At 67.7% G+C, this 23331-nt stretch carries 19 protein-coding genes and 1 pseudogene; 12 read left to right on the forward strand and 8 right to left on the reverse strand.

The window, feature by feature from the left end; translation table 11 throughout:
* Positions 1-104: 104 nt before the first annotated feature.
* The 6 genes and pseudogenes from ACQPYH_RS00685 to ACQPYH_RS00710 all read left to right on the forward strand — a co-directional run bounded on the left by ACQPYH_RS00685 (position 105) and on the right by ACQPYH_RS00710 (position 6358).
* Positions 105-1295 carry a polyamine ABC transporter substrate-binding protein gene (locus ACQPYH_RS00685; RefSeq protein WP_432885057.1) on the forward strand — a complete coding sequence of 397 codons (1191 nt, stop codon included), beginning with the start codon at positions 105-107 and terminating at the stop codon, positions 1293-1295.
* A 90-nt stretch (positions 1296-1385) separates the two neighbouring features.
* A pseudogene (locus ACQPYH_RS00690) lies at positions 1386-2432 on the forward strand (ABC transporter ATP-binding protein); the annotation flags it as partial.
* Positions 2429-3331, forward strand: a complete 903-nt coding sequence (locus ACQPYH_RS00695; protein WP_432885060.1) for an ABC transporter permease — start codon at positions 2429-2431, stop codon at positions 3329-3331. The pseudogene ACQPYH_RS00690 and the gene ACQPYH_RS00695, both read left to right, overlap by 4 nt.
* Positions 3328-4128, forward strand: coding sequence for an ABC transporter permease (locus ACQPYH_RS00700; RefSeq protein WP_432885062.1), 801 nt, complete (start codon positions 3328-3330; stop codon positions 4126-4128). The genes ACQPYH_RS00695 and ACQPYH_RS00700 overlap by 4 nt, the downstream gene beginning before the upstream one ends.
* Positions 4125-5492, forward strand: a complete 1368-nt coding sequence (locus tag ACQPYH_RS00705) for an NAD(P)/FAD-dependent oxidoreductase (RefSeq protein ID WP_432885065.1) — start codon at positions 4125-4127, stop codon at positions 5490-5492. The genes ACQPYH_RS00700 and ACQPYH_RS00705 overlap by 4 nt, the downstream gene beginning before the upstream one ends.
* Positions 5493-5806: 314 nt before the next feature.
* Entirely contained in the window at positions 5807-6358 is a 552-nt protein-coding gene (locus tag ACQPYH_RS00710) for a TIGR03086 family metal-binding protein (RefSeq protein ID WP_432885068.1), read from the forward strand.
* Positions 6359-6429: 71 nt separating this feature from the next.
* On the opposite strand, the gene ACQPYH_RS00715 is transcribed toward ACQPYH_RS00710, so the two are convergent.
* The 3 genes from ACQPYH_RS00715 to ACQPYH_RS00725 all read right to left on the reverse strand — a co-directional run bounded on the left by ACQPYH_RS00715 (position 6430) and on the right by ACQPYH_RS00725 (position 10084).
* Entirely contained in the window at positions 6430-7299 is an 870-nt protein-coding gene (locus tag ACQPYH_RS00715; RefSeq protein WP_432885071.1) for a hypothetical protein, read from the reverse strand.
* Positions 7271-8362: a helix-turn-helix domain-containing protein gene (locus ACQPYH_RS00720; RefSeq protein WP_432885074.1), complete on the reverse strand. Its 1092-nt coding sequence runs from the start codon at positions 8360-8362 to the stop codon at positions 7271-7273. Before ACQPYH_RS00720 ends, ACQPYH_RS00715 begins: the two co-directional genes overlap by 29 nt.
* A 342-nt stretch (positions 8363-8704) precedes the next feature.
* The gene (locus ACQPYH_RS00725; RefSeq protein ID WP_432885077.1) at positions 8705-10084 is read right to left on the reverse strand and encodes an aspartate aminotransferase family protein; all 1380 of its coding nucleotides are present in this window, start codon (positions 10082-10084) and stop codon (positions 8705-8707) included.
* A 148-nt stretch (positions 10085-10232) separates the two neighbouring features.
* Here ACQPYH_RS00725 and ACQPYH_RS00730 point away from each other — a divergent pair, with 148 nt between their 5' ends.
* On the forward strand, positions 10233-11837 hold the full coding sequence (locus ACQPYH_RS00730; protein ID WP_432885080.1) for an amidohydrolase: 1605 nt from the start codon (positions 10233-10235) through the stop codon (positions 11835-11837).
* An 8-nt stretch (positions 11838-11845) separates the two neighbouring features.
* Positions 11846-13273 carry a gamma-aminobutyraldehyde dehydrogenase gene (locus ACQPYH_RS00735; protein WP_432885083.1) on the forward strand — a complete coding sequence of 476 codons (1428 nt, stop codon included), beginning with the start codon at positions 11846-11848 and terminating at the stop codon, positions 13271-13273.
* Here ACQPYH_RS00735 and ACQPYH_RS00740 read toward each other — a convergent pair.
* Positions 13270-14355: a glycoside hydrolase family 172 protein gene (locus ACQPYH_RS00740; protein ID WP_432885086.1), complete on the reverse strand. Its 1086-nt coding sequence runs from the start codon at positions 14353-14355 to the stop codon at positions 13270-13272. The genes ACQPYH_RS00735 and ACQPYH_RS00740 overlap by 4 nt on opposite strands.
* 85 nt (positions 14356-14440) lie before the next feature.
* Between ACQPYH_RS00740 and ACQPYH_RS00745 the strand changes: the two genes are divergently transcribed.
* The 3 genes from ACQPYH_RS00745 to ACQPYH_RS00755 all read left to right on the forward strand — a co-directional run bounded on the left by ACQPYH_RS00745 (position 14441) and on the right by ACQPYH_RS00755 (position 17419).
* The gene (locus ACQPYH_RS00745) at positions 14441-15328 is read left to right on the forward strand and encodes an N-acetylglucosamine kinase (protein ID WP_432885089.1); all 888 of its coding nucleotides are present in this window, start codon (positions 14441-14443) and stop codon (positions 15326-15328) included.
* Positions 15325-15993, forward strand: coding sequence for an N-acetylmannosamine-6-phosphate 2-epimerase (locus ACQPYH_RS00750; RefSeq protein WP_432885092.1), 669 nt, complete (start codon positions 15325-15327; stop codon positions 15991-15993). Before ACQPYH_RS00745 ends, ACQPYH_RS00750 begins: the two co-directional genes overlap by 4 nt.
* 133 nt (positions 15994-16126) lie before the next feature.
* Entirely contained in the window at positions 16127-17419 is a 1293-nt protein-coding gene (locus ACQPYH_RS00755) for a neutral/alkaline non-lysosomal ceramidase N-terminal domain-containing protein (RefSeq protein WP_432885094.1), read from the forward strand.
* A gap of 430 nt (positions 17420-17849) precedes the next feature.
* Here ACQPYH_RS00755 and ACQPYH_RS00760 read toward each other — a convergent pair whose 3' ends face one another.
* The 3 genes from ACQPYH_RS00760 to ACQPYH_RS00770 are packed head-to-tail and all read right to left on the reverse strand — an operon-like array spanning position 17850 to position 21103.
* A complete protein-coding gene (locus ACQPYH_RS00760) occupies positions 17850-18338 on the reverse strand; it encodes a DinB family protein (RefSeq protein WP_432885096.1) in 489 nt (162 codons plus the stop codon).
* Entirely contained in the window at positions 18339-20402 is a 2064-nt protein-coding gene (locus ACQPYH_RS00765; RefSeq protein WP_432885099.1) for a YhgE/Pip family protein, read from the reverse strand.
* Complete coding sequence (locus ACQPYH_RS00770) at positions 20399-21103, reverse strand: hypothetical protein (RefSeq protein WP_432885101.1); 705 nt, start codon at positions 21101-21103, stop codon at positions 20399-20401. Before ACQPYH_RS00770 ends, ACQPYH_RS00765 begins: the two co-directional genes overlap by 4 nt.
* 58 nt (positions 21104-21161) lie before the next feature.
* Between ACQPYH_RS00770 and ACQPYH_RS00775 the strand changes: the two genes are divergently transcribed.
* On the forward strand, positions 21162-21773 hold the full coding sequence (locus ACQPYH_RS00775) for a TetR/AcrR family transcriptional regulator (RefSeq protein ID WP_432885104.1): 612 nt from the start codon (positions 21162-21164) through the stop codon (positions 21771-21773).
* On the opposite strand, the gene ACQPYH_RS00780 is transcribed toward ACQPYH_RS00775, so the two are convergent.
* Positions 21754-23286, reverse strand: coding sequence for a molybdopterin-dependent oxidoreductase (locus ACQPYH_RS00780; protein ID WP_432885107.1), 1533 nt, complete (start codon positions 23284-23286; stop codon positions 21754-21756). The genes ACQPYH_RS00775 and ACQPYH_RS00780 overlap by 20 nt on opposite strands.
* Positions 23287-23331 lie beyond the last annotated feature (45 nt).

Below are 23331 nucleotides of genomic sequence, written 5' to 3' on the forward strand. Positions count from 1 at the left end.
GAAGCGGAATTCGTTGCGAAATGGCCGATTAGCTTCGGAATCCCTTGTTCAGATCGCCAAGGTTTGACAGTATCGCCCGCGACAGACGGTTCCTAGGGGGTTCCATGAGTCCTCGTCACCAGCGCGTCGTGGGGCGTCGCGCGGTCCTGAAGGGGATGTCGCTGTCCGCGCTCGGGGTCGGAGGGGTGCTGGCGGGCTGCGGGATCCCGCCGGCCAAACAGAGCGCGGACAGCTGCATCAGCACCGACATGTCGGGCTCACAGAAGACGCTGAACTTCTCCAACTGGCCGAGCTACATGGACGAGTCCGACGAGAAGGTGAACGGCAAGACTGTGCTGCCGACGCTGGAGGACTTCCAGAAGCAGTCCGGGATCACGGTCACCTATACCGCCGACGTCAACGACAACGCCGAGTTCTACGCCAAGGTGCGCGACCAGCTCGGCAGCTGCCAGTCCTGCGGCCGGGACATCTTCGTACTGACCGACTGGATGGCGGCCCGGATGGTCGGCCTCGGCTGGCTGCAGAAGCTGGACCACTCCAAGATCCCGAACGTCGACAAGCAGCTCCTGAAGCAGCTCAAGGCGCCCGCCTGGGACCCGAACCGCGACTACAGCGTGCCGTGGCAGAGCGGCCTGACCGGCATCGCGTACAACGCCAAGGTCACCAAGGAGGTTCGCAGCTTCACGGACCTGCTCAGCCGCGACGACCTCAAGGGCCGCGTCACGCTCCTGTCGGAGATGCCGGACACGATGTCGTTCATGCTCAAGCTGGTCGGCGCCGACCCGGGCAAGTTCAACGACGCCGAATGGAGCAAGGCGCTCGACAAGCTCGAGGAGTACGTCGGCTCCGGGCAGGTCCGACGCTTCACCGGCAACGACTACGTCCAGGACCTGAACGCCGGCAACATCGCCGCCTGCGAGGCCTGGTCCGGCGACGTGATCGCGATGCAGGCCGACAACCCCGACATCAAGTTCGTGGTGCCGGAAGAGGGCCTGATGCTGTGGTCGGACAACATGCTGGTGCCGAACAAGGCGACCCACAAGACCAACGCCGAGGCGTTGATGAACTACTACTACGAACCGGAAGTCGCCGCGACCTTGGCAGACTGGGTCAACTACATCTGCCCGGTCCAAGGGGCCAAGAAGGCGATGGAGACCGTCGATCCCGACGTCGTCGACGACCCGCTGATCTTCCCCGACGAGGCCACGCTGGCCAAGACGGCGTCGTTCATGCCGTTGGACACGGCCAAAGCAGCCCTCTACGAAACCGACTTCAACCTCGCGATCGGGGGCTGATAGATGACCAGTGATCTAGTACTCCACGGAATCAGCAAGCAGTTCAGCGGGCAACGGGCGGTCGACAACCTCGACCTGACAGTCCCGTCCGGCTCGTTCTTCGCGCTGCTCGGACCGTCCGGTTGCGGGAAGACCACCACGCTGCGGATGATCGCGGGACTTGAGGAGCCGACCGCAGGCAGCATCCGGCTCGGCGAGCAGGAGATCACCGGCCTGCGCCCGTACAAACGTCCCGTCAACACGGTCTTCCAGAACTACGCGCTGTTCCCGCACCTCGACATCTTCGAGAACGTCGCGTTCGGGCTGAAGCGGCGCGGCGTCAAGGATTTCAAGCCGAAGGTCGAGGAGATGCTCGGGCTGGTCGAGCTCTCGACGTACGGCAAACGTCGGCCGTCGCAGCTGTCGGGTGGCCAGCAGCAGCGGGTCGCGCTGGCCCGGGCGCTGATCAACCGGCCGCAGGTGCTGCTGCTGGACGAGCCGCTCGGCGCGCTGGACCTGAAGCTGCGGCGGCAGATGCAGCTGGAGCTGAAACGGATCCAGACCGAGGTCGGCATCACGTTCGTCCACGTCACCCACGACCAGGAAGAGGCCATGACGATGGCCGACACCATCGCGGTGATGAACGGCGGCGTGATCGAGCAGATGGGCTCGCCGGCCGAGCTGTACGACCTGCCCGCAACCACGTTCGTGGCGAACTTCCTCGGCCAGTCGAACCTGATCCGGGCCACGATCATCGGACAGGCCGAGGAGAACATCACCGTCGACGTCCACGGCCGCAAGGTGACCGTGCCGCTGCCGCGGTGCCGGGTCACCGAGGGCGACGTCTGGATGGGGATCCGGCCGGAGAAGGTGTTCATCGCCGCGGCCGGGGCCGAGCAGAGCAACGGGTCGAACCAGTTGCGCGGCGCGGTCGTCACGGACGTCAGCTACGTCGGCGTGAGTACGCAGTACCTGGTCAAGCTGCCGTGGGACCAGGAGCTGACGATCTTCGAGCAGAACACCGGCGCGCGGGGCACGTTCGGGGTCGGGGAGACCGTCGACCTGCACTGGTTGCCGACGCACACGTTCGTGCTCGACGCCGACCAGGACGCGCACGCCGGGGTCGAGCACATCGACGATCCGGATGGTGCCGGATGAGCGCGGTCGGCCAGCTCGGGGCAGCCTCGGCCGCGCCGCCCGCGAAGGTCGAGCGCTCCGGCCGGCGGTTCACGGGGTACCTGTTGCTGCTGCCCGGCGGGTTGTGGCTGCTGCTGTTCTTCGTCGTACCGCTGATTTCGTTGCTGGCGGCAAGTTTGTACGATCCGAACGGGTCGATCGAGTCCGGGTTCAAGATGACCTGGCACTTCCACAACTTCGTCGACGCGATGGCCGACTACGCGCGGCCCTTCGGGCGGTCGTTGTGGTACTCGTTGCTGACGACACTGTTCTGCCTGCTGCTCGGGTACCCGCTGGCGTACGCGATCGCGATGAAGGCCGGCCGGTGGAAGAACTTCATGCTCGCGCTGGTGATCGCGCCGTTCTTCACCAGCTTCCTGATCCGCACGCTGTCGTGGAAGCTGCTGCTGTCGGACAACGGATTCGTGGTCGACGCCCTGAAGTGGCTGCACATCCTCGGTCCGGACGGACGGTTGCTGGCGACAACGACCGCGGTGGTGACCGGGCTGACGTACAACTTCCTGCCGTTCATGGTGCTGCCGCTGTATGCCTCGCTCGAACGCATCGATCCGCGGTTGATCGAGGCGGGCGGTGACCTGTTCGCCAATCCGTTCACGACGTTCCGGACAGTCACGCTGCCGTTGTCGATGCCGGGCGTGGTCGCGGGGACGCTGCTGACCTTCATCCCGGCGGCCGGCGACTACATCAACGCGCAGCTCTTGGGTACGCCGAAGCAGCGGATGATCGGCAACGACATCCAGCGGCTGTTCTCGGCGGGCGCGTATCCGACCGCGGCCGCGTTGTCGGTGACGCTGATGGCGGCGATCGTCGTACTCGTGCTGGTCTACGTACGGCGGGCCGGGACGGAGGAGCTGCTATGACACGGGCCGGTCGTTGGGTCAGGCAGCGTTTGATCCTCCTGGTGGCGTTGCTCGTACTGCTCTATCTCTTCGCGCCGATCTTCGTTGTGATGCTGATGTCGTTCAACGAGCCGAAGAGCAAGCTGTCGTACACGTTCGACGGGTTCACCTGGGCGAACTGGCAGCACCCGTGCCGTCCGTACGGGTTGTGCGACGCGGTCAGCACCTCGCTGCGGATCGGGTTGCTGGCAACGGTGATCGCGACGGCGCTCGGCACGTTGATGGCGTTCGCGATGGTGCGGCATCGGTTCCGGGGGCGGGCCGGGGCGAACCTGTTCATCTTCCTGCCGATGGCCTCGCCCGAGATCGTGCTCGGCTCGTCGCTGCTCGCTCTGTTCGTGTCGAGCGGCTTAGGCGGCAAGCTCGGGTTCTGGACGGTGCTGATCGCGCACGTGATGTTCTGCCTGTCGTTCGTGGTCGTGACGGTGAAGGCGCGTCTGACCGGGATGGATTCGCGGCTCGAACAGGCGGCGATGGATCTGTATGCCAACGAGTGGCAGACGTTCTGGCGGATCACGTTCCCGCTCGTGTTCCCCGGCATCCTGGCCGCGGCGCTGCTGAGCTTCTCGCTGTCGTTCGACGACTTCATCATCACGAACCTGAACGCCGGTACGACCGTGACGTTCCCGATGTTCGTGTGGGGGTCGGCGCAGCGTGACATCCCGCCGCAGATCAACGTCGTCGGTACGGCGATGTTCGTGCTGGCGCTCGTGCTCGTCCTGGGGGGTGAGCTGGCCCGACGCCGGCGTACCCGATGAAACTGGCAGCTCTCGCCGAGGCCGAACCGCGAGTCTTCTGGCTCGAGGACAAGTCGGCTCCGGAACCGCTGCCTGCCTTGCTCGGTCCCGAGACCGCCGACCTCGCTGTGGTCGGGGGCGGTTACACCGGTCTGTGGACGGCGTTGCGCGCGAAGGAGCGCTACCCGTCGCTGGACGTCGTACTGCTGGAAGGCGACGTCTGCGGCTCCGCTGCGAGCGGCCGCAACGGCGGCTTCTGCGACGCGAGCCTCACGCACGGGTACGCCAACGGATTGGCTCGCTGGCCGTCCGAGATCGACGAGTTGGAACGCCTCGGCCTCGAGAACCATCGTGCTCTCGGCGACACCATCGCCCGGTACGGCATCGACTGCGACTGGCAGCTCACCGGCGAACTGACCGTCGCCACCGAACCCCACCATCTCGCAGAGCTCGCCGCTGAGGCTGCCGAGCGCCCCGGGACGCAACTGCTCGACCAGGACTCGGCCCGGGCGGAGCTCCATTCCCCTACCTACTTGGGCGCCTTGTTCGACCCGGCCCGCACCTCGCTGGTCGAGCCTGCCCGGTTGGCCTGGGGGCTGCGCCAGGCCTGCCTGGACCTCGGCGTACGCATCCACGAACACAGCGCGGTCACGCGGATGCACTCCAGATCGTTGCATACGGCAACCGGTTCCGTTCGCGCCGACCGGATCGCCTTGGCTACCAACGCCTTTCCCTCGCTACTGCGCCGCTTGCGGCTCTACACCGTCCCGGTCTACGACCTTGTCCTGGTCACTGAGCCTCTATCGGCTGCTCAGTTGGCGTCGATCGGCTGGCACCGCCGGCAGGGCGTCGGCGACGCGTCCAACCTCTTCCACTACTACCGCCTCACCCGGGACAACCGCATCCTCTGGGGCGGGTACATGCCGCTGTACTACTTCGGCAGCCGCATCGACCCGTCCCTCGAGCAACGGAACTCCATCCACACGATGCTCGCCCGGCACTTCTTCCAGACCTTCCCCCAACTCGAAGGCCTGCACTTCACCCACCGCTGGGGCGGCGTCATCGACACCAGCACCAGATTCTGCGCCTTCTACGGCACCGCCCACGCCGGCCACACGGCCTACGCCCTCGGCTACACCGGCCTAGGCGTAGCCGCCACCCGCTTCGGCGCCGACGTCATCCTCGACCTCCTGTACGCCGAATCCACCCCCCGCACCACCCTCCAAATGGTCCGGGACCGCCCCCTCCCCTTCCCACCCGAACCCCTCCGCGCAGCCGGCATCCACCTAACCCGCTGGTCCATGCACCAAGCCGACAAACACACCGGCCACCGAAACCTCTGGCTCCGAACCCTCGACCACCTAGGCCTAGGCTTCGACTTCTAACTGGCTGCGTCAGCCCACGCGTGCTTCCGTGGGCGCTCCCGCTCGTCGCTGCGCTCCTCACCCGCGCCCACTACGCCCGCTCCCACCCGCCCCCCGGCTACCGCCGGTATTTCGCCTGCGGGCTACCGCCCGCGGTGCGCGCTCATCGCGCGATCGACTGCTGGCGCGCACCGTCAGCAACCCGACTGCCCGCTGTCAGCACCTCCCGCTGATCCTGAAGCTGCTCGCACCAGGTACCGATTCCTTTTCCAACCTCCGCGGGTCTACAAGGCAACTGCGAGAGAGGAATATGAACGGTGGAGAGTGATTCTGTAGTGAACCAACAGCTGAGCCGTGCCTTCGCCAGCACCCGTGCGGTGCTGGCCGAGGTGCAAGCGGCCCACTTGGATGCGCCGACTCCGTGTGTGTCGTGGGACGTGCGCGCCCTGATCAACCACTTCATCAACTCGGCCCAGTGGGCCGCGGCCACCGTCGGCGGACGCGAGCACACCGAGGAGGACTATGCGCCCGGCGACTTCCTAGCCACCTACGACAACAGCATCAAGGCCACCCTGGCAGCCTTCGAGTCCCCCGACGTCCTGGAACAGACCGTCCAGCTGCCATTCGGCAAGTTCTCCGGCACCGACATCCTGAACATGCTCACCAGAGACCAATTCACCCACGGCTGGGACCTAGCTCGCGCCATCAACCACCCCACCGACCTGGACCCCGACCTAGCCTCAGAACTCCTCACCCAAGCCCACCTCGACATCGTCGACGCCTACCGAGGCCCAAACGCCCAAGCCATCTTCGGCCCCGCCACCAAGCCTTCCCTTAACGCGACCCCCGCCGACCAACTAGCCGCCTTCCTCGGCCGCCCAGCCTGAAGACCAGCGACGGCCCTAGGCCTTCGACTGCCATATCTAGCAGGTGCTCGAGGGTGAGCTTCAGTTGATGATCAACTGCGGCCGCCATCGAGCTCCTGCGCTGGTCCGAGTGCCTTTGACAAGTCCTCGGCGAGAGCCGAGACGGAGGCGGCGACAAGCTCCGGATCGCCGATGCCGGACTCGGCGCGGCCGGCCATCTTCGCGCCGAGGGCTGTCGGTCCGGCGGCGAACAGTTCCCGGAGGTAGACGATCGCTGTCTCGGTCGCCGGGGCACTCACGGCATCGGCGCGCAGCTGCTCGAACACCTCGGCCAGGGCCGCGGTTTCGGTGTCGATGAGGATCCGGTAGATGTCGTGGGCATCCTTGTCCTGCAGGCGATTGGGGTTGGTGTCGTTGACGCGTTCCCCGATCTTGAAGAGCTTGGCCACGAGGAGCGCGCCGCAGCCGGCGACCTTGACGGTGGACCGGCGGCCGTCAGCCGGGTCGAGTGCGGACACCTCCATCGGCGAGTTGTCGATCAGGACCGGCTCGAGTCCGTCAGCCCTGCGGGTGGCGCTCTTGCTATGCGGTGGGATTCGCCCGCCGCGAACCTTCTTCCCGCCCTCGGTGAGCGACGCCGGGACCATCAGGTCCACCGGGATGCCGGCCGAGTTCAGCCAGGCGCCGGGCTGCCTGCTGTTCCGGTTCTGGCGGAAGCCCGCCCGGGTCATCGCATCTTCGAGCAGCGGGTCGTCGTCCAGTTGGCGGGGATCGACCGCCAGGTCGCTGTCCTTGGTGGTCTCGGCCAGGGCGACCGCCGCCGCCGAGGTCCGCAGGTACACGGCCTGGGCGCCGATAACGGTGACGGAATCCCGGTGGGACTCCAGCGCTGCAAGCACGTCGAGGAGTGCGGAGCGCGACTGGACCAGCAGATCAGTCCTGCTGGCGCCAGGTTCGTTCATTGCGAGCCATCCATTCGATGAGTTCTTCGCCCTCGGACGGGTTCCGTCCCGGGCCGGTCAGTAGGTCGACAGCAACTTGGGCCGGCGCCGCGATCTGGTAGCCGCCATCGGTACGGACGCGGGTCCGGGCGAACACGGCGGTGCTCAGAGGTTCGGCTAGTACGACGTTCGCGCTGGTCTCAACGGGACGCAGGTCCCACGTGGCGGACGCGCGCGCCACGTCCGGGGTGTAGATCATCGCCGACCTGGCCGGAGCGTAAGGCGACCACTCGGCGGCGGCCAGCGTGCCAGTCACTGCGTACTCGGCGTCCGACTCGGCAACGCGCGACAGGAACCTGTCCAGGCCACGGGGCGCGAGCCAGGTGGTCGTACGGTTGCTCGCGACGAGTTCGTAGTCCCGGCTCCATCGCCGCAGCAACGGCTGCCACTCGGGCACAACAACCTGCGACGCGTGCCGCTCGACCAGTCCCTCTTCCTCGAGGAACTGCACGACGCGGTACGCCGCACCAGTTGACGCACCCGAGGTTTCGACCAACGCCCGGATCGGCCACCGCCGGTCATAGTCCAGTAGCGCCCGGACCACCTGGGCGGCCGGCGCGCCCTTCAAACTGCCGCGCGGCCGGCCGGGACCGCGCCACGGATCGCGATCCGCGCCCCGATCGGAGACGAACAGGCCGGGGGCCGGAGACGTGATCCGGACGTTGCCGGTGGCATCGACGAACGACAGGCCGGCCTCGATCAGCTTCTGGCGAACCGGAGGCGACAGGTAGCGCGCTGCCACCACCCCTGTGACCTCCGGACTTCCCGTGACATCGCTGGCGTACCTGGTGATCTGGTCGTGGATCGCTTGAACGTCGCGGCTCTCGACTGTGCGCTTGACCTCAAACACCAACCGGCGCAGTGCGCCATCGGGGGAGCGAAGATCAACGATGCCGTCGGTGCCTCGATCACGCGAAGACGTGACTGCACGTACCTCCCACCCCTCGGGTAAGCGCTCCGAGAGGATCTCCTTGCCCCGCGCGAGAACATCAGCCTCCGTGAGCGGCGCTGGCGATGTAGCCACGACCCACCTCCTGTTCGGGAAATAGTACGACTCCGCTGTCAGCGGAATCAACTAATTTCCCGAACAGGCTTCCGAAAGCGGGTCCGCCGTGCGCGATCTCCTGGCGTCACCTTGCGGGGCTACCAGCAGCACCCCGTGACCACTGTCCGTTTACCCACGGACCTGCCCCGGGGTAGTCGCGGCGAGCGCCAGCGAGCAAGTCCCGGGCGGCAGCCCGGAGCACGCCAGCGGCAGCTGGCAGATGCCGGCGATGAGCCGGAGGGTGGGCGGGAGCGGGTGGAGCGGGCGCGGTGAGGAGCGGAGCGACGAAGATAGCGGCCGCGTAGCCCGCGTGGGGTGCTTTTACAGGAGGGTTTCGGCTTCTTTGAGGACTGATCTGAGGATGGATTCTATTTCGTTGAAGTGGGGTTGGTCGCAGATCAGGGGTGGGGAGAGTTGGATGACGGGGTCGCCTCGGTCGTCGGCTCGGCAGTAGAGGCCGGCGTCGAAGAGGGCTTTGGAGAGGAAGCCGCGGAGCAGCCGCTCGGATTCCTCGTCGTTGAAGGTTTCCTTGGTGGTCTTGTCCTTGACGAGCTCGATTCCGTAGAAGTAGCCCGCGCCGCGGACGTCGCCGACCATGGGCAGGTCGAGCAGCTTCTCGAGTGTCGCCCGGAAATCCCCCTCCCGGCTCCGGACGTGCTCGTTGATGCCTTCGCGCTCGAAGATGTCCAGGTTGGTCAGCGCGACCGCGGCTGACACGGGATGGCCACCGAAGGTGTAGCCATGGGCGAATGTGGTGTCCCCGTGCAGGAACGGCTCGATCAGCCGGTCCGTCGCGATCATCGCGCCGAGCGGCGAGTAGCCCGACGTGATGCCCTTCGCGCAGGTGATGATGTCCGGCTGGTATCCGAACCGCTCGGCTCCGAACATGTGGCCCAGCCGGCCGAAGGCGCAGATCACCTCGTCGCTGACGAGCAGTACGTCGTACTCGTCGCAGATCTCGCGGACGCGTTCGAAGTACCCAGGTGGTGGCGGGAAGCAACCACCGGCGTTCTGCACCGGTTCCAGGAAGACGGCGGCGACTGTCGACGCGCCTTCGTTCTCGATCGCGACCGCGATCTGGTCGGCGGCCCAGCGGCCGAAGGCCTCCGGGTCGTCGCCGTGGATCGGGGCGCGGTAGATGTTCGTGTTGGGCACCCGGAAGGTGCTCGGCACGAGGGGCTCGAACGGCTCCTTGAGCTCCGGCAGTCCGGTGATCGACAGCGCCCCCTGCGTCGTACCGTGGTACGCGATCGCGCGGCTGATCACCTTGTGCTTGCCCGGTTTGCCGGTGAGCTTGTAGTACTGCTTGGCCAGCTTCCACGCCGACTCGACCGCTTCGCCGCCGCCGCTGGTGAAGAACACCCGGTTCAGATCTCCGGGCGCGTACGACGCGACCCGCTCGGCCAGCTCGATCGACTTGGGATGTGCGTACGACCAGAGTGGGAAGTAGGCCAGCTCCGAGGCCTGCTTGGCAGCCGCCTCGGCGAGCTCCGTCCGGCCGTGGCCGAGCTGGTTGACGAACAGGCCCGCGAGGCCGTCCAGATACCGCTTGCCGCGGGCGTCGTAGATGTACACCCCGTCGCCGCGCACGATCACCGGCACTTCGCCGGACTGGTAGCTCGACAACCGGGTGAAGTGCATCCACAGGTGGTCGCGCGCCGACTGTTGGAGGTGGGCGAAGTCGGGCGTATCGGACGGCATAGGGCTTCCCTCTTCTCCAGGCTGGCCGGTCCCGCCATCGTGCCCGGAAAAGCGTGTCCAGGCAAGTGATTTCGTGCCAGAAGAGCCGATAGTCTGTCGATGTCAGCAGTCATGGACCGGATCCAACGCGGAATCCGTAGGGAGCTTCGTGGACACCTTGTTCCTGAACGGCGCGGTCTTCGACGGCACGTCGTACCGGCCGGGGCTGAGCGTCGGCGTCCGCGACGGCCGGATCATCCCGGGAAGGGAGCGGACGGCGAAGACGCAGATCGTCGATCTCCAAGGCGGGCTCCTGCTGCCCGGGTTCGTCGACGCGCACATCCATCCGGTGCAGGGCGGGCTCGAGCGCGGCCGCTGCGATCTCGCGCTTGCGCACGGCCTCCCGGCGTACCAGGAGACGATCCAGCGGTACGCCGAACAGCACCCTGACGTCCCGTGGATCCTCGGCGCCGGCTGGCACCAGCCCGACTTCCCCGGCGCCGCACCGCGCGCGACCGACCTCGACGCGGTCACCGGCGACCGCCCCGCCTTCCTGGTGAACGCCGACCACCACGGCGCCTGGGTCAACACAGCAGCACTCACCCAGGCAGGCATCGACCGCAGTACGCCGGACCCGCCCGACGGCCGGATCGAACGCGGACCAGACGGCTCCCCGACAGGCACCCTCCACGAGGGCGCCATGGACCTCGTCGGCCGCCACGTCCCGCCGACCACGCACGCCGAGCTCGTCGCGGCGCTCGAAGACGCGCAGGAGTACCTGCACTCGCTCGGCGTCACCGGCTGGCAGGACGCGATCCTCGGCGACTACGCGAACATGCCCGACGCGACGAACGCTTATCTCACCCTCGCCAACGCCGGACGACTGACAGCGAGGGTCAATGGCGCGCTCTGGTGGCAGCGCGACCGCGGCGCCGACCAGATCGCGGAGCTGCAGGCCAGACGAAACGCAGTAGACCACTCGCGCTTCCGCACCCGCACCGTGAAGATCATGCAGGACGGCGTCGCGGAGAACTTCACCGCCGGAATGCTCCAGCCGTACTTCGACGGCTGCGGCTGCCGTACTGCGAACAGCGGCCTGTCGTTCGTAGACCCGATCGAACTGCGCGACAACATCACGCAACTCGACGCGGCCGGATTCCAGGTGCATGTGCACGCGATCGGCGACCGCGCGGTCCGCGAAGCCCTCGACGCCTTCGAACACGCCCAGCAGCGCAACGGCGAGACCGACCGCCGGCACCACATCGCGCACCTGCAGGTGGTCCATCCGGACGACATCGCCCGCTTCGCACAGCTGAACATCACCGCGAACATGCAGGCACTCTGGGCGATGTACGACCAGCAAATGGTCGATCTCACCGTGCCGTACCTCGGCCCGGAGCGGACGAGTTGGCAGTACCCCTTCGGCGCACTGGCGAGGTCGGGTGCGCGGCTGGCGGCGGGATCGGACTGGCCGGTGTCGAGCCCGGATCCGCTCGCCGCGATTCACGTCGCGGTCAACCGGCGCGACGACTCCGCAGCGGAGCAGTTCTTCCCCGAGCAGGCGCTCGACCTCGCGACCGCGCTCACGGCGTACACCAAAACCAGCGCGTGGCTGAACCACGCCGACGACACCGGCCGGATCGAGCCGGGCGCGCTCGCGGACCTCGTCGTGCTCGACCGCGACCCGTTCACCACCCAGCCGGACGAGATCGCAGCGACCCGCGTCCGGGCGACGTACATCGAGGGCGAGTGCGTGTTCGAATCGAGCAGATAGGAACCGTCATGGACACCATCACCAACATCGTCGACGGCAAGCCGGCCGCAGCGCTCAGCGGCGCGACGTACGACGTGATCGCGCCGGCGACCGGTTCGGCGTACGCGCGAGCACCGTTGTCGGGCACTGAGGACGTCGACCAGGCGATGACCGCGGCGGCGCGAGCGTTCGAGAGCTGGCGGGACACGACGCCCGCCGAGCGGCAGCTGGCGTTGCTGCGGATCGCGGACGCGATGGAGCGGCGGGCGGACGAGTTCGTCGCGGTGGAGAGCCGGAACACGGGCAAACCGCTCGCGATCACGGTGACCGACGAGATCCCGCCGTGCGTCGACCAGTTGCGGTTCTTCGCGGGCGCGGCCCGCCTCCTGGAAGGGCGGTCGGCCGGTGAGTACCTGGCCGGCCACACGTCCTGGGTACGGCGGGAACCGATCGGCGTCGTCGGACAGGTGACGCCCTGGAACTACCCGTTGATGATGGCGGTCTGGAAGATCGCGCCGGCGCTCGCCGCCGGGAACACCGTCGTACTCAAGCCGAGCGACACGACGCCGATGTCGACGGTGCTGCTCGCTGAGGTGGCGCAGGAGTTCCTGCCACCGGGCGTGCTGAACGTGGTGTGCGGCGACCGCGACACCGGACGGGCGCTGGTCGATCACGACGTACCGCAGCTGGTCGCGATCACCGGCTCGGTGCGCGCCGGGATGGAGGTCGCGTCGTCGGCGGCGCGGAAGCTGAAGCGGACCCATCTCGAGCTCGGCGGCAAGGCGCCGGTCGTGGTCTTCGACGACGCCGACCTGGAGAAGGCGGCGCAGGCGATCGCGGCCGCCGGATACTTCAACGCCGGTCAGGACTGTACGGCGGCGACGCGCGTGCTGGCCGGTCCGCGGATCCATGACGACTTCGTCGACGCGCTGACCGAGCAGGCGAACCGCACACACACCGGGACGCCGGACGACCCACAGGCGACGTACGGCGCGCTGAACAACGAGGCGCAGCTGCACCGGGTCGACGGGTTCGTCCGCGGCCTGCCCGACCACGCGGCCGTCCGGACCGGCGGCGCCATCGTCGGTGAGCGCGGCTACTTCTACGCGCCGACCGTCGTGTCAGGTCTGCAGCAGAACGACGACGCGATCCAGCAGGAGATCTTCGGGCCGGTCATCACCGTGCAGCGTTTCACCGACGAGGACGAGGCGCTCCGCTGGGCGAACGGCGTCGAGTACGGCCTCGCGTCGTCGGTGTTCACCCGCGACCACGGCCGCGCGATGCGGATGAGCCGCCGCCTCGACTTCGGCTGCGTGTGGATCAACACCCACATCCCGATCGTCGCCGAGATGCCGCACGGCGGCTTCAAACACTCCGGCTACGGCAAGGACCTGTCCGTGTACGGCCTCGAGGACTACACCCGCATCAAGCACGTCATGTCGAACATCGAGGACTAGATCACCTCGAGGTAGTCCCTGTCGGGCAGCGTCGGGAACGGTGTGTGGGGTTCGGTCTGGTACCAGTAGGACGTCGACGCCAGGTCGTCCTGGAGTTGGAGGAAGCGACCGTCGCGCCGCCAGCCGAGCGCCTGGATGGTCACCCGGAGATCCTCGGTGAACCGGATCGTGTCCTGGATGTGCCAGCGGTAGAGCCCGAACCGCTGCTGGTTGTCGGAGAACCCGCTCGGCTCGATCACCTGCGGCATCCCGAGGTACGGCGTGGTGAACGTCGCGTACTGCCCCTCCGGATGCTCGAACGCCCAGGCGCCGCCGAAGTAGTCCTCGGTGCCGGTGCCGCAGATCGTCGGGTACTCGTCGTCGCCGTCGAGGTAGAACTTGAACTCGCCCTCACCCCACCACCCGCTGTTGTTGCAGCCCCACGCGAGGTACGTCCCGACGTACTGCCCCTGCCCTCGTACGCCGTCGAGCAGCGTGTGCACCTCGCCGTACGGGACCGGGTTGCTGCGGCGGAACTGCGCATGGAAGTACGCGACATCCTCCGGCACCGTCGTCCGGGTGAAGTCGACCTGGTAGAAGAAGTTCTCGATCTCGGTCTCGAGCAGGTTCTCGATCGTGATCCGGGCGCCGGCGCGGAACGGCATCTGCCAGTAGCTGTTGAACCCGCCCTTCGGGTTCACCGCGATCGGCACCGAGTTCACCTGGCAGTGCCGTCCCCAGCCGTTGCAGAAGAAATCGCCCAGCGGTACTTCGACCGACGGCGTCTCCTCGTCGTCCCAGTACGCCCGCAGTACGAGCGATCGCCAGGTCTTCGAATCGACCGTGATCCACAGATGCGTGATGGCCCCCGAGCCGTCGATCTCGGCGAGGGTGGTGGTCGACCCGGGGGCGAGGTTGATGCACGGCTGGATCTTCCAGCCCGGGCCGAGGTCGCGCGCGTGCCGGGAGAGGATCCCCTCGGTGGCTCGCGCGCCGCCGCCCTTCGCGCCGTCCGGGTTCTCCGCGCTGATCGAGTACGACCGCGCGGACGACAGCCGCGCCACGTTGCCGAGATGAACGTCGAGCCCGTTGAAGTCAGCCATGGGCAACGACCCTATGGCGTCGGGGATGCTGGTGAGTACGCTGCGGTGAACCACATGGCACCGACTAGTCGTACTGGATCACTGCATGAGCCGCATTGCCATCGATGGCGGTCAGTCCGCCCTTCGACTCCGTGTTCTCCCGTCCGGCCGGACCGGCGAAGGGCCCGGTTACACGCACGGACCGGATGCGCTCCGGAGGATGCTCGACGCGATCGGCGCCGCCGCGGCCGAGGCCGAGGTGACGGGGCGGATCAAGATCGTTGCCCTCGGTCTCACCGGATACCCGCAGGCGTCCGGCGCGGCGGACAGGTTCGCCGCCGACGTCGGTGAGTTACTGAACGCCGACGAGGTGCGACTGACCCAGGACATGGTCACCGCGCACGCGGGCGCGTTGCCCGAGGGGTACGGCGTGGTCGTTGCTGCGGGCACCGGACTGGTCTGTCTCGCGGTCGATCGGGACGGTACGTGGCGCAAGCTGGACGGGCACGGGTACCTGTTCGGAGACGCCGGCAGCGCGTTCGCGATCGGTCGCGCCGGGCTGGTCGCCGTACAGCGCTCACGCGACGGTCGCGGGCCGGTCACCAAGCTCGCGGACACTGCGCTCGATCCGGTGACGCTGTACCGCTCCTCGACGCTGGTCGACGACGTGGCCCGGTTCGCTCCCGAAGTACTGCGGTGTGCGGCCGAGGGCGATCCGGTCGCGCACGATCTCGTCGTACGGGCGGCTGAGGACATCGCCGAGACGATCGGTGCCGCGGTCGCGCAACTGGCCGGCGAGGGGCCTGTGCCGGTTGCTTGCGTCGGCGGTCTGTTCAACGGTGCGGGCGAACAGTTGTTGAACCCGGTCCGCGACGCTCTCCCGTCGCGCGCGCGGCTCACGCCCGCGGCCGGCAACTCGCTCGACGGTGCAGAACGCCTCACAAGGGGACCAGCCGGAACGTACGCCGACCTGATTGTGACGCATCGCCGATGAGAGCTCTCGCCCGTGGCAGCCTCGTGGTGTCCTGCCAGGCGGGTCCCGAGAACCCCATCCACGGACCTGCCGCGATGGCGTTGATGGCGCAGGCCGCCGAGGCGGGTGGCGCCGGCGCGATCCGGGCCAACGGGCCGGACGACATCGCAGCGATCCGCGCGGTGACCGACCTGCCGATCGTCGGGCTCCACAAGCTGGGCGATCCGGCGGGCGTCTTCATCACGCCCACGTACGAGTCCGCCGCCGGTGTCGTCGCGGCCGGCGCGGATCTGGTCGCGCTCGACGCAACCCTCCGACCGCGGCCCGACGGATTGCGGCTCGACCAGCAGATCGCGCGGATCCACGACGAGCTCGGCGTACCCGTGATGGCCGACGTGGACAGCCTCGACGCCGGTCTCGCAGCCCGGGACGCGGGCGCAGATTTCGTCGCCACGACGCTGTCCGGATACACCGACGGCCGTACGCCGACCGGACCTGACATCGAGCTGGTACGGCGGCTCTCGGCGCGGCTGGACTGCCCGATCATCGCCGAGGGCAGGATCCGTACGCCTGACGACATCAGCGCTGTCTGCGATGCGGGCGCGTACGCCGTCGTGGTCGGAACCGCGATCACGAACCCGATGGAGATCACCGCCCGTCTGGTCGGCGCCCTTCCGGTCCGATAGACACTTGTCACATGCGCCTGCTTGACCGCCGTACGCGGCCCTTCGCCGAGACGACCTCGATAATTCCGGTGTTGGCCGTTTATCTTGGCTTCCATCGTCAGATCAGTGCCGGTATGACAGTTGGAGCCCTCTCGTGACCGAACTGCTCCTGGCCGCGACGTCCCTGGACGTCACTCCGCCGCCCGGCCATCGCCTCGACGGGTACGCCGCCCGCGCCGGAACCGCGACCGGTACTGCGGACCCGTTGCGCACCACGCTGATCTGGCTGTCGAGCGTGGACGACCCCGGTGTGCTCTGGCTCACACTCGACGCGATAGCTGTCAGCGCCGGGCTCGCCCGTGAGCTCGCTCTCGCAGCGGGTGCTGCGGCCGGCATCCCGCCGTCCAACGTCGTCGTCTCCGCCTCGCACACGCACTCGGGGCCTTCGGGATGGACCGGTGAGATCCATCCCGTCATCCCTGCTGAGCAGGAGCGCGCACTGGTGGATTCGCTGGTCGGTGCCGTGCGCGGCGCTCGGCTTGAGCGGCAGCCGGTGACTGCGTCGTGGCGTTCGGTCGAGGTGATCGGCGTCGGTACCAACCGGCACCGCCGCAACGGTCCGCACGACAACACCGCCGGCATTCTCGCGCTGCACTCGCTGTCCGGTTCGCTCGAAGCGGTGCTGCTCGACTTCGCGTGCCACCCGACGACGTACGGCCCCGAGAACATGCGGTACTCCGCCGACTGGCCCGGCGCCGCCCGCTCCGCCCTCGCCCCCGCGGTCGTCGGGTTCCTCCAAGGCGCCGCCGGCGACGTCAGCCCCCGCTTCACCCGCCAGGGCCGCGGCGCCGCCGAAGTCACCCGTCTGGGCAGCCTGCTGGCAGGCCGCGTCCGCGAGGCGCTGGCCGGGCCCGGCCTGGAACTACCCCAGTCGGTCCCCGCGATCCGCCGTACGACGCTGACCCTGCCCGTCCGGAACATCCCACCCGCCGACGAATCCGAGAAGCTCGCCACCGCCGTCGAAAAGGTCGTCACCGCCGCCGAACAGGCCGCGACCGCATCCGGACCCCTCGGAACCGTCCAGGCCGCCGTCGACGACCCCTCCGGCCGCATCTCCCAAACCCGCCTCGACGGCGCCCGCGGCCAAGCCCTGATGGCCGCCGCCACCCTCCCCCCGACCCTCGACCTCCCCGTCAGCGCCGTCACCATGGGCGACGTCTGCTGGATCAACCTCCCGGTAGAACTCTTCGCCGTCCACGGAGCCTGCCTCCAGTCAGACAGCACCCACCCCATAACCCGAGTAATCGGCTACACCGACGGCTACTACGGCTACGTAGTAGACCCCTCATCCGCCGAAGCCGGCACCTACGAGGCCCTAATAACCTTCTTCGACCAACCCACCACCAACAAACTCCTCACCGACACAGCCACCTTCGTCAACAGCTGAACCACAGCCCCCGCGCGCTACGCAGCCGCTTGCTTCGTCGCTCCGCTCCTCAGCGCGGCAGCTACGCCCGCTACCCACCCACCCCCCGGCTCATCGCCGGTGCATCCCTTCCGGGCTACCGCCGGACTTTCCGGCTACCGCCGGGACTTGCGGGCTGCCGCCCGCGGTGCGCGCTTATCGCGCGACTGAATGCTTACTGGACACCCGGGGCAGGCGGGTCGGGGTGATGGGAACGTCGTCCGTGCCCATTGGTCGGCTGCCCGCGGTACGCGCCTATCGTCGACCGACTGCCAAGCCGGCGCCCATGGCCAACCGAATCTACGGACACATCGCGGCGACCCGGCCGCGCCGGGCGCACTGTAGTTGCCCGAAGCAACTTTGGCCGACTGTCACAGGTAGGCATGCAGCCTGCCAGTACGCGCTCTGGAGATCAGGCGCCTGTGGCCCCGTCTAGTTGTTCGCGGAGGATGTCGGCGTGGCCGTTGTGGCGGGCGTGTTCTCGGAGGAGGTGGGTGTAGATCCAGCGGAGGGATACCTCGCCGCCGGCGGGGTGGGGGACCTGGTGGTCGAGGGGGAGGGCGGCGGTGATTCGGCGGGACTCGGCGCAGGTCTGTTCGAAGGCGGTGATCGTCGCGGCGACGGTTTCGGTGTCGGACACCTGCCAGCTGTCCGGGCCGCCGCGGGACTCGCCGGGGATCTCGTCGCGGGGGCGGCCGGCGAGGATGTGCTGGAACCAGTTGCGCTCGACTCCGGTGAGGTGTTTGACCAAGCCGATCGGCGTGGTCTCCGACGGCACCAGCCGGCGCCGTGCATCCGCCTCGGAGAGGCCGCGGAGTTTGTCCACCGTGACCTCCCGATGTGAGTCCAGGAACGCCTCCAGGATCTCGCGTTCTCCCGCGGTACGAACCAGGTCTTCCATCTAGAGCACCAGTTCCGGTTGGAGTTTCTTGGCTGGCCAGACACGCTGCTTGCGGGCGGCGAGGGTCGACGCAGCCAGGGCGACCGCGAACCATGCTCCCAGGGCGAGCAGGTCGCGGCCGAGGGAGGTGCCAGGGCCGCCGTACATGAGGTGTCGTACGCCGTCGATGGCGTAGCTCATCGGGAGGGCGTGGTGGAAGAAGTACAGCGGCGCCGGGATGGTCTGCCACGGGAACGTGCCGCCGGCGCTCACCAGCTGGACGACCATCAGCACCAGACCGAGGAACTTGCCCACAGCACCGAACCACGCCGACAGCGCGTGCAGGATCGCGACGAAGGTGAACGATGTCAGGATCAGGAAGCCGACCGTCAACCACGGATGGGCAGCATGGATCCCGAGCCCGAGCGAGACGGCGACGAAGACCAGCGTGGCCTGGATCGCGCCGAAGAGGGCCGGAGGCAACCAACCGCCGAGAGCAACGCGGAACGGCGATTGCAGTGCAGCGAGCGCCCGCGGTGACAGCGGCCGGACGAGCAGGAACAGCACGTACGCACCGATCCAACAAGCCAGGCTGAGGAAGAACGGAGCCAGACCAGCGCCATAACTATCGGCCGTAGCCTGCGAAACATTCTGCAGGGTGACAGGTGCGCCCAGCGTCTCAGCAACGGCCTTGCGCTGATCGGCCGACGGGTTAGGGATCTGCTTCACGCCGTTCGCCAGCCCAGTGTTCAGCTGACCAGCACCGGTCTTGAGCTGACCCACACCGGTGGCAAGGCTGTTCACACCGGTCAGCAACTGCCCCTGTCCTACAACAGCCTGCTTCTCCCCAGCCGCCAGCTGCTGCGCACCGGTCTGCAAACTCCCCAGCCCGGTCTTCAGCTGACTAGCGCCGCTGTTGAGCTGATCCGCCCCATCAGCCGCCGCACTGATCCCACTCGTCAGCGCGGGCGTCGCGTCCGCCAGCGCAGCCGCGCCGTTCGACACCTTCCGTGCCCCGACGGCCAGTTGGTTGAGCTGCTTGGACGTCGACTGGATCTTCGTGTTCGCCTGTACGACGGGAGCGCGCAGCTTCGCCGTCTCCAGCAACACCTCGCGAATCTGATGCTGGCTGAAACCCTGAGCCTTCAACCGCGCAGCGAGCTGGGTGTCAAAAGTCGAGAGATCCTTCACTAACGTGCTCGACGCAGTAGCGACCTGCTTCCCGGCACCAGCGATCTTCTCGTTGCCATCGGCAACCTGATTCGCACCGGCGGCCAACGACTTGGTCTGCTTCGGCAACGTCGACGTCTTCCGCTTCAACGTACCCAGACCGTTGTCCAGCTTGGAAGCACCAGCAGCCAGCGAGTTCGCGCCCTGCGACGCCTGCGCACTACCCGTCGCCAACTGCGTCGCACCAGCGGACAGCTGCTTCTGTGCAGTGTTGAGCTGCGCAGCGCCGGTCTGCAACTTCCCGACCCCGGTCGCCGCCGACGCCAGCCCCTGCGACAACTGCGCAGCACCTGCAGCCGCCGAGCCCACCTGCTTGTGGATTGTGTTGTACCCCGCCAGCAGCTGCGACGCTGCCGTCTCGCTGACCTCTGACGCCACGGTCTTCGTCACCTGCGCGACGACCTGGTTGGCGATCGTGTGCGCGATGTAGTTGTTGGCGTCGTTGGTCAGCAGCTCCAGCTGCGCCTGACGCGGTGTGAACTCCGCACTCGACGCGAGATCGGACGAGAACGACTTCGGCAGTACCAGCGCGAACTCGTACTTCCCGTCCGACACCCCCGACGTCGCGTCCGCACGGTCGACCTGATGCCAGTCGAAGCTCTTGGACTTCACAAGTTCCGCGGCGACCTCCGGTCCGACGTTCAGCTTCTCGCCGGTCGCCAGCGTCGTACCGGCGTCCTCGACGACGACCGCGGTCGGGATCTTGTCCAGCCGGCCGTACGGATCGTGGTTCGCGTACAGGTACAGCCCGCCGTACAACACCGGCACCAGCAGCAGCGCGACCACAGCCAGCTTGGGCAGCCGACCCGCCGTCAGACGCCGCAACTCGCTCAGAGCCATCCGCAGTGCGGTCACTCGTCCTCCTCCTCAACTGCATCGAGCTCAACTGCACCGATGGGAGCAACCGGAGCAACCGCAGTGACCTGCACCGGGTCAGGCTGGTCCGTCTCGCCCAGCTGCGCCGCCTTCACGTCCAGCAGCCGGGCGGACGCGTCAGCGCACGTGATGATCACGCCGTACCCCTGCGCCGCCAGGTCGCGCCCCAGCGCGAACCAGCCATGCGGATCACCACCATGTCGATCCGGCATGGTCAGAATGACCACCTGTACGTCGGGACGCGCCACAGTGAGCTCCGCCAGCAGTCTGGTCCGTACTGCGACCGGCAGGTGCTCGAACCGCTTGCCGGCATGCTCTGCGGCGTCATGCTCGTCCAGCCACTCCAGCACGGCCTTCCGACCCGCCTTCCGACCGGCGATCGCCAACTCCTCGCCGACAACCGTCTGAACCGGCAGAGCATCGTCCGGCTCGGTAATGCCTGGCGCGTCGACGACGGCGACCCGTCGCCGAAGGAGAGCCGGGTCAGCCTGACCGTCGAGCCGCACCGTCCCGGTGTCCGGCTTCAGCCGCCCGGACAGACCCAGCGCGGCCGCAACGTGCCCAGCACCCGGGTATCCGGTCAGCAGCACCACCTGATGATCTGCGACCGACACCGACGTGGCGTGCAGCATCGTCGCGTGCGGACCCTGCACGCTGATCCTGGTGGCCTCGAGCTCCATCCTGCGTTCCCCGATTCAATACGGTTGTGTATTCAATACAGAACTGTATCCTACTCGTATGGAAACGCCCAAGCGCCGCCGCTCCAACACCCGGGCCCGCCTGCTCGAAGGTGCGTTGGAGGTGTTCGCCGAGCGCGGGTTCCACGGCGCGTCGGTGGAGGACATCTGCGAGCGCGCCGGCTTCACCCGCGGCGCGTTCTACTCGAACTTCGCGTCCAAGGAGGAGTTGGTCCTCGCGCTGTTCCAGGCCACGACCGACCGGCTGCTCGAGCAGATCGAGGCGCTGCTCCCCGAGCTGGCGACTCAGCCCGGCACGCTGCTCGACGCCGTACTAGGGCTGCTCGACGAGACCGCGCCGGACCAGCGGCAGTGGCACCTGATCTCCACCGAGTTCACGCTGCACGCGCTCCGCGACCCGGATGCGGCGCAGGCGCTCAACACGCAGCGAGCGATGTTCCGCGACAGCCTGACGAAGCTGGTCGAGCAGATCACCGAGACGAGCGGCCTCACCCTGAGCGTGCCGGCGGAGCAGTTCGTCCGCCTGGTCATCGCCGTACACGAAGGCGCCCGCTCCCAGAGCCTCCTCGAGCCGCGCAAACTCCCGCCCGGCGAGCTCGAGCACACCTTCCTACCAATGGTCCTGGAAGCGGTCAGCCGACCTTCACGTTGACGGTGTGCAGGCCGGTCGAGCCGTTCGGGGCCGGGGGTGCGGAGGATTCGATCTGGGCGTTGCCCTTGTCGTCGGTTGCGCGGACCTGCAAGACGTGGGTGCCACGCGGCGCGTCCCAGGTCCAATGCCACTGCCGCCAGGTGTCGATCGACACGTCCGTCGCGAGCGTCGCTTGTTGCCATGGGCCACCATCGACGCGGACCTCGACCTTCGACACGCCGACGTGCTGGTCCCAGGCCACCCCGGCCACCGTCACCGGACCCGGGTCGAGCTTCTTGCCTCCGGGTACGTCGATCCGCGAGGACAGCTTGATCGGTCCGAGCTCGGACCATCCGCGCGGCGTCCAGTACCCCTGGAACTGGTCGAACCGCGTCACCTCGATATCCACCAGCCACTTCGTCGCCGACACGTAGCCGTACAGCCCGGGTACGACGATGCGCACAGGGAACCCGTGCTCGACCGGCAGCGGCTGCCCGTTCATCGCGAACGCCAGCATCGCCTGCCGATCGTCGAGCAGCGTCGGAAGCGGCGTACCGGCGGTGAATCCGTCCTTCGACATCGACTGGATCGCGTCCGCATCCTTGGACGGACCGGCCTCTTCGAGCAGGTCCTTCAGCAGTACGCCGGTCCACAGAGCGTTCCCGATCAGATCGCCGCCGACCTCGTTACTCACACACGTCAGCGTCACCCACTTGTGGATAACCGGCCGTTTCATCAGGTCGTCGAACGACAGCGTGAGCTCGCGGTCGACCATCCCGTGGATGCGGAGCTTCCAGTCCGAGGGCACGATCTGCGGCACGGAGAGCGCGGTGTCGATGCGGTAGAAGTCCTCGTTCGGAGTCGCCCACGGTACGGCGCCATCGGCCTGGACACCGGCCGGCGGGGTGAGGCTCGGCGGCTGCGGAAGCTGGAGCTGCTTGCGAGCGCTGGCGACCGCGGCGCGGTTCCCGCCGACGACCTTGCCGAGCAGAGCGAACGCCGCCGAGCCCAGCGCGACCCCGCCCGAGAGCTGCAGGAACCCGCGGCGGCTGACGTCGTCGTCGGGGTGATCGATGAGCGGTTCGAGCCGACGGCTGAACAGGCGCAGGACGAGAAGCGCAGTACCGCCGGCCAACGCCGACGGAAGGAATCCGGTCTGCCCGGAGTCCGCGCGGGTGAAGGCGGCGATGATCGCGACAGCGCTCAGCCCGACGGTGATCAGCGCGCCGGCCCAATACCGCCGTACGGCGAGAATCCCGCCGACCGCGGCGAGGATCACCACGACGATCAGGATGCCGGCCCGGAGCGCGGTCTTGTCGTGCGTGCCGAACCACGAGATCGCGAGGTCCTTGAGCCACGGCGGCACCCGGTCGATGAATGCCGACCCGATCGCCACGACGGGCGTCTGCGGGGTGCCGAGGATCCCGGCCGCGACGCTGCCGACCGCGAGTCCTGCGAGTGCCGAGAGTATGCCGCCGACGGCTCCGCGCCATCTGGTTCCGCCGGGGGCCTTCGGGTCAGCCTGTTGCTTCACTTCTCAACAATTGCGCGACGGGGCGCCCGACACCAGCCGGGCGCC

Origin of the sequence: Kribbella sp. CA-245084 (assembly GCF_050942355.1) — a bacterium.
Classification (GTDB): domain Bacteria; phylum Actinomycetota; class Actinomycetes; order Propionibacteriales; family Kribbellaceae; genus Kribbella.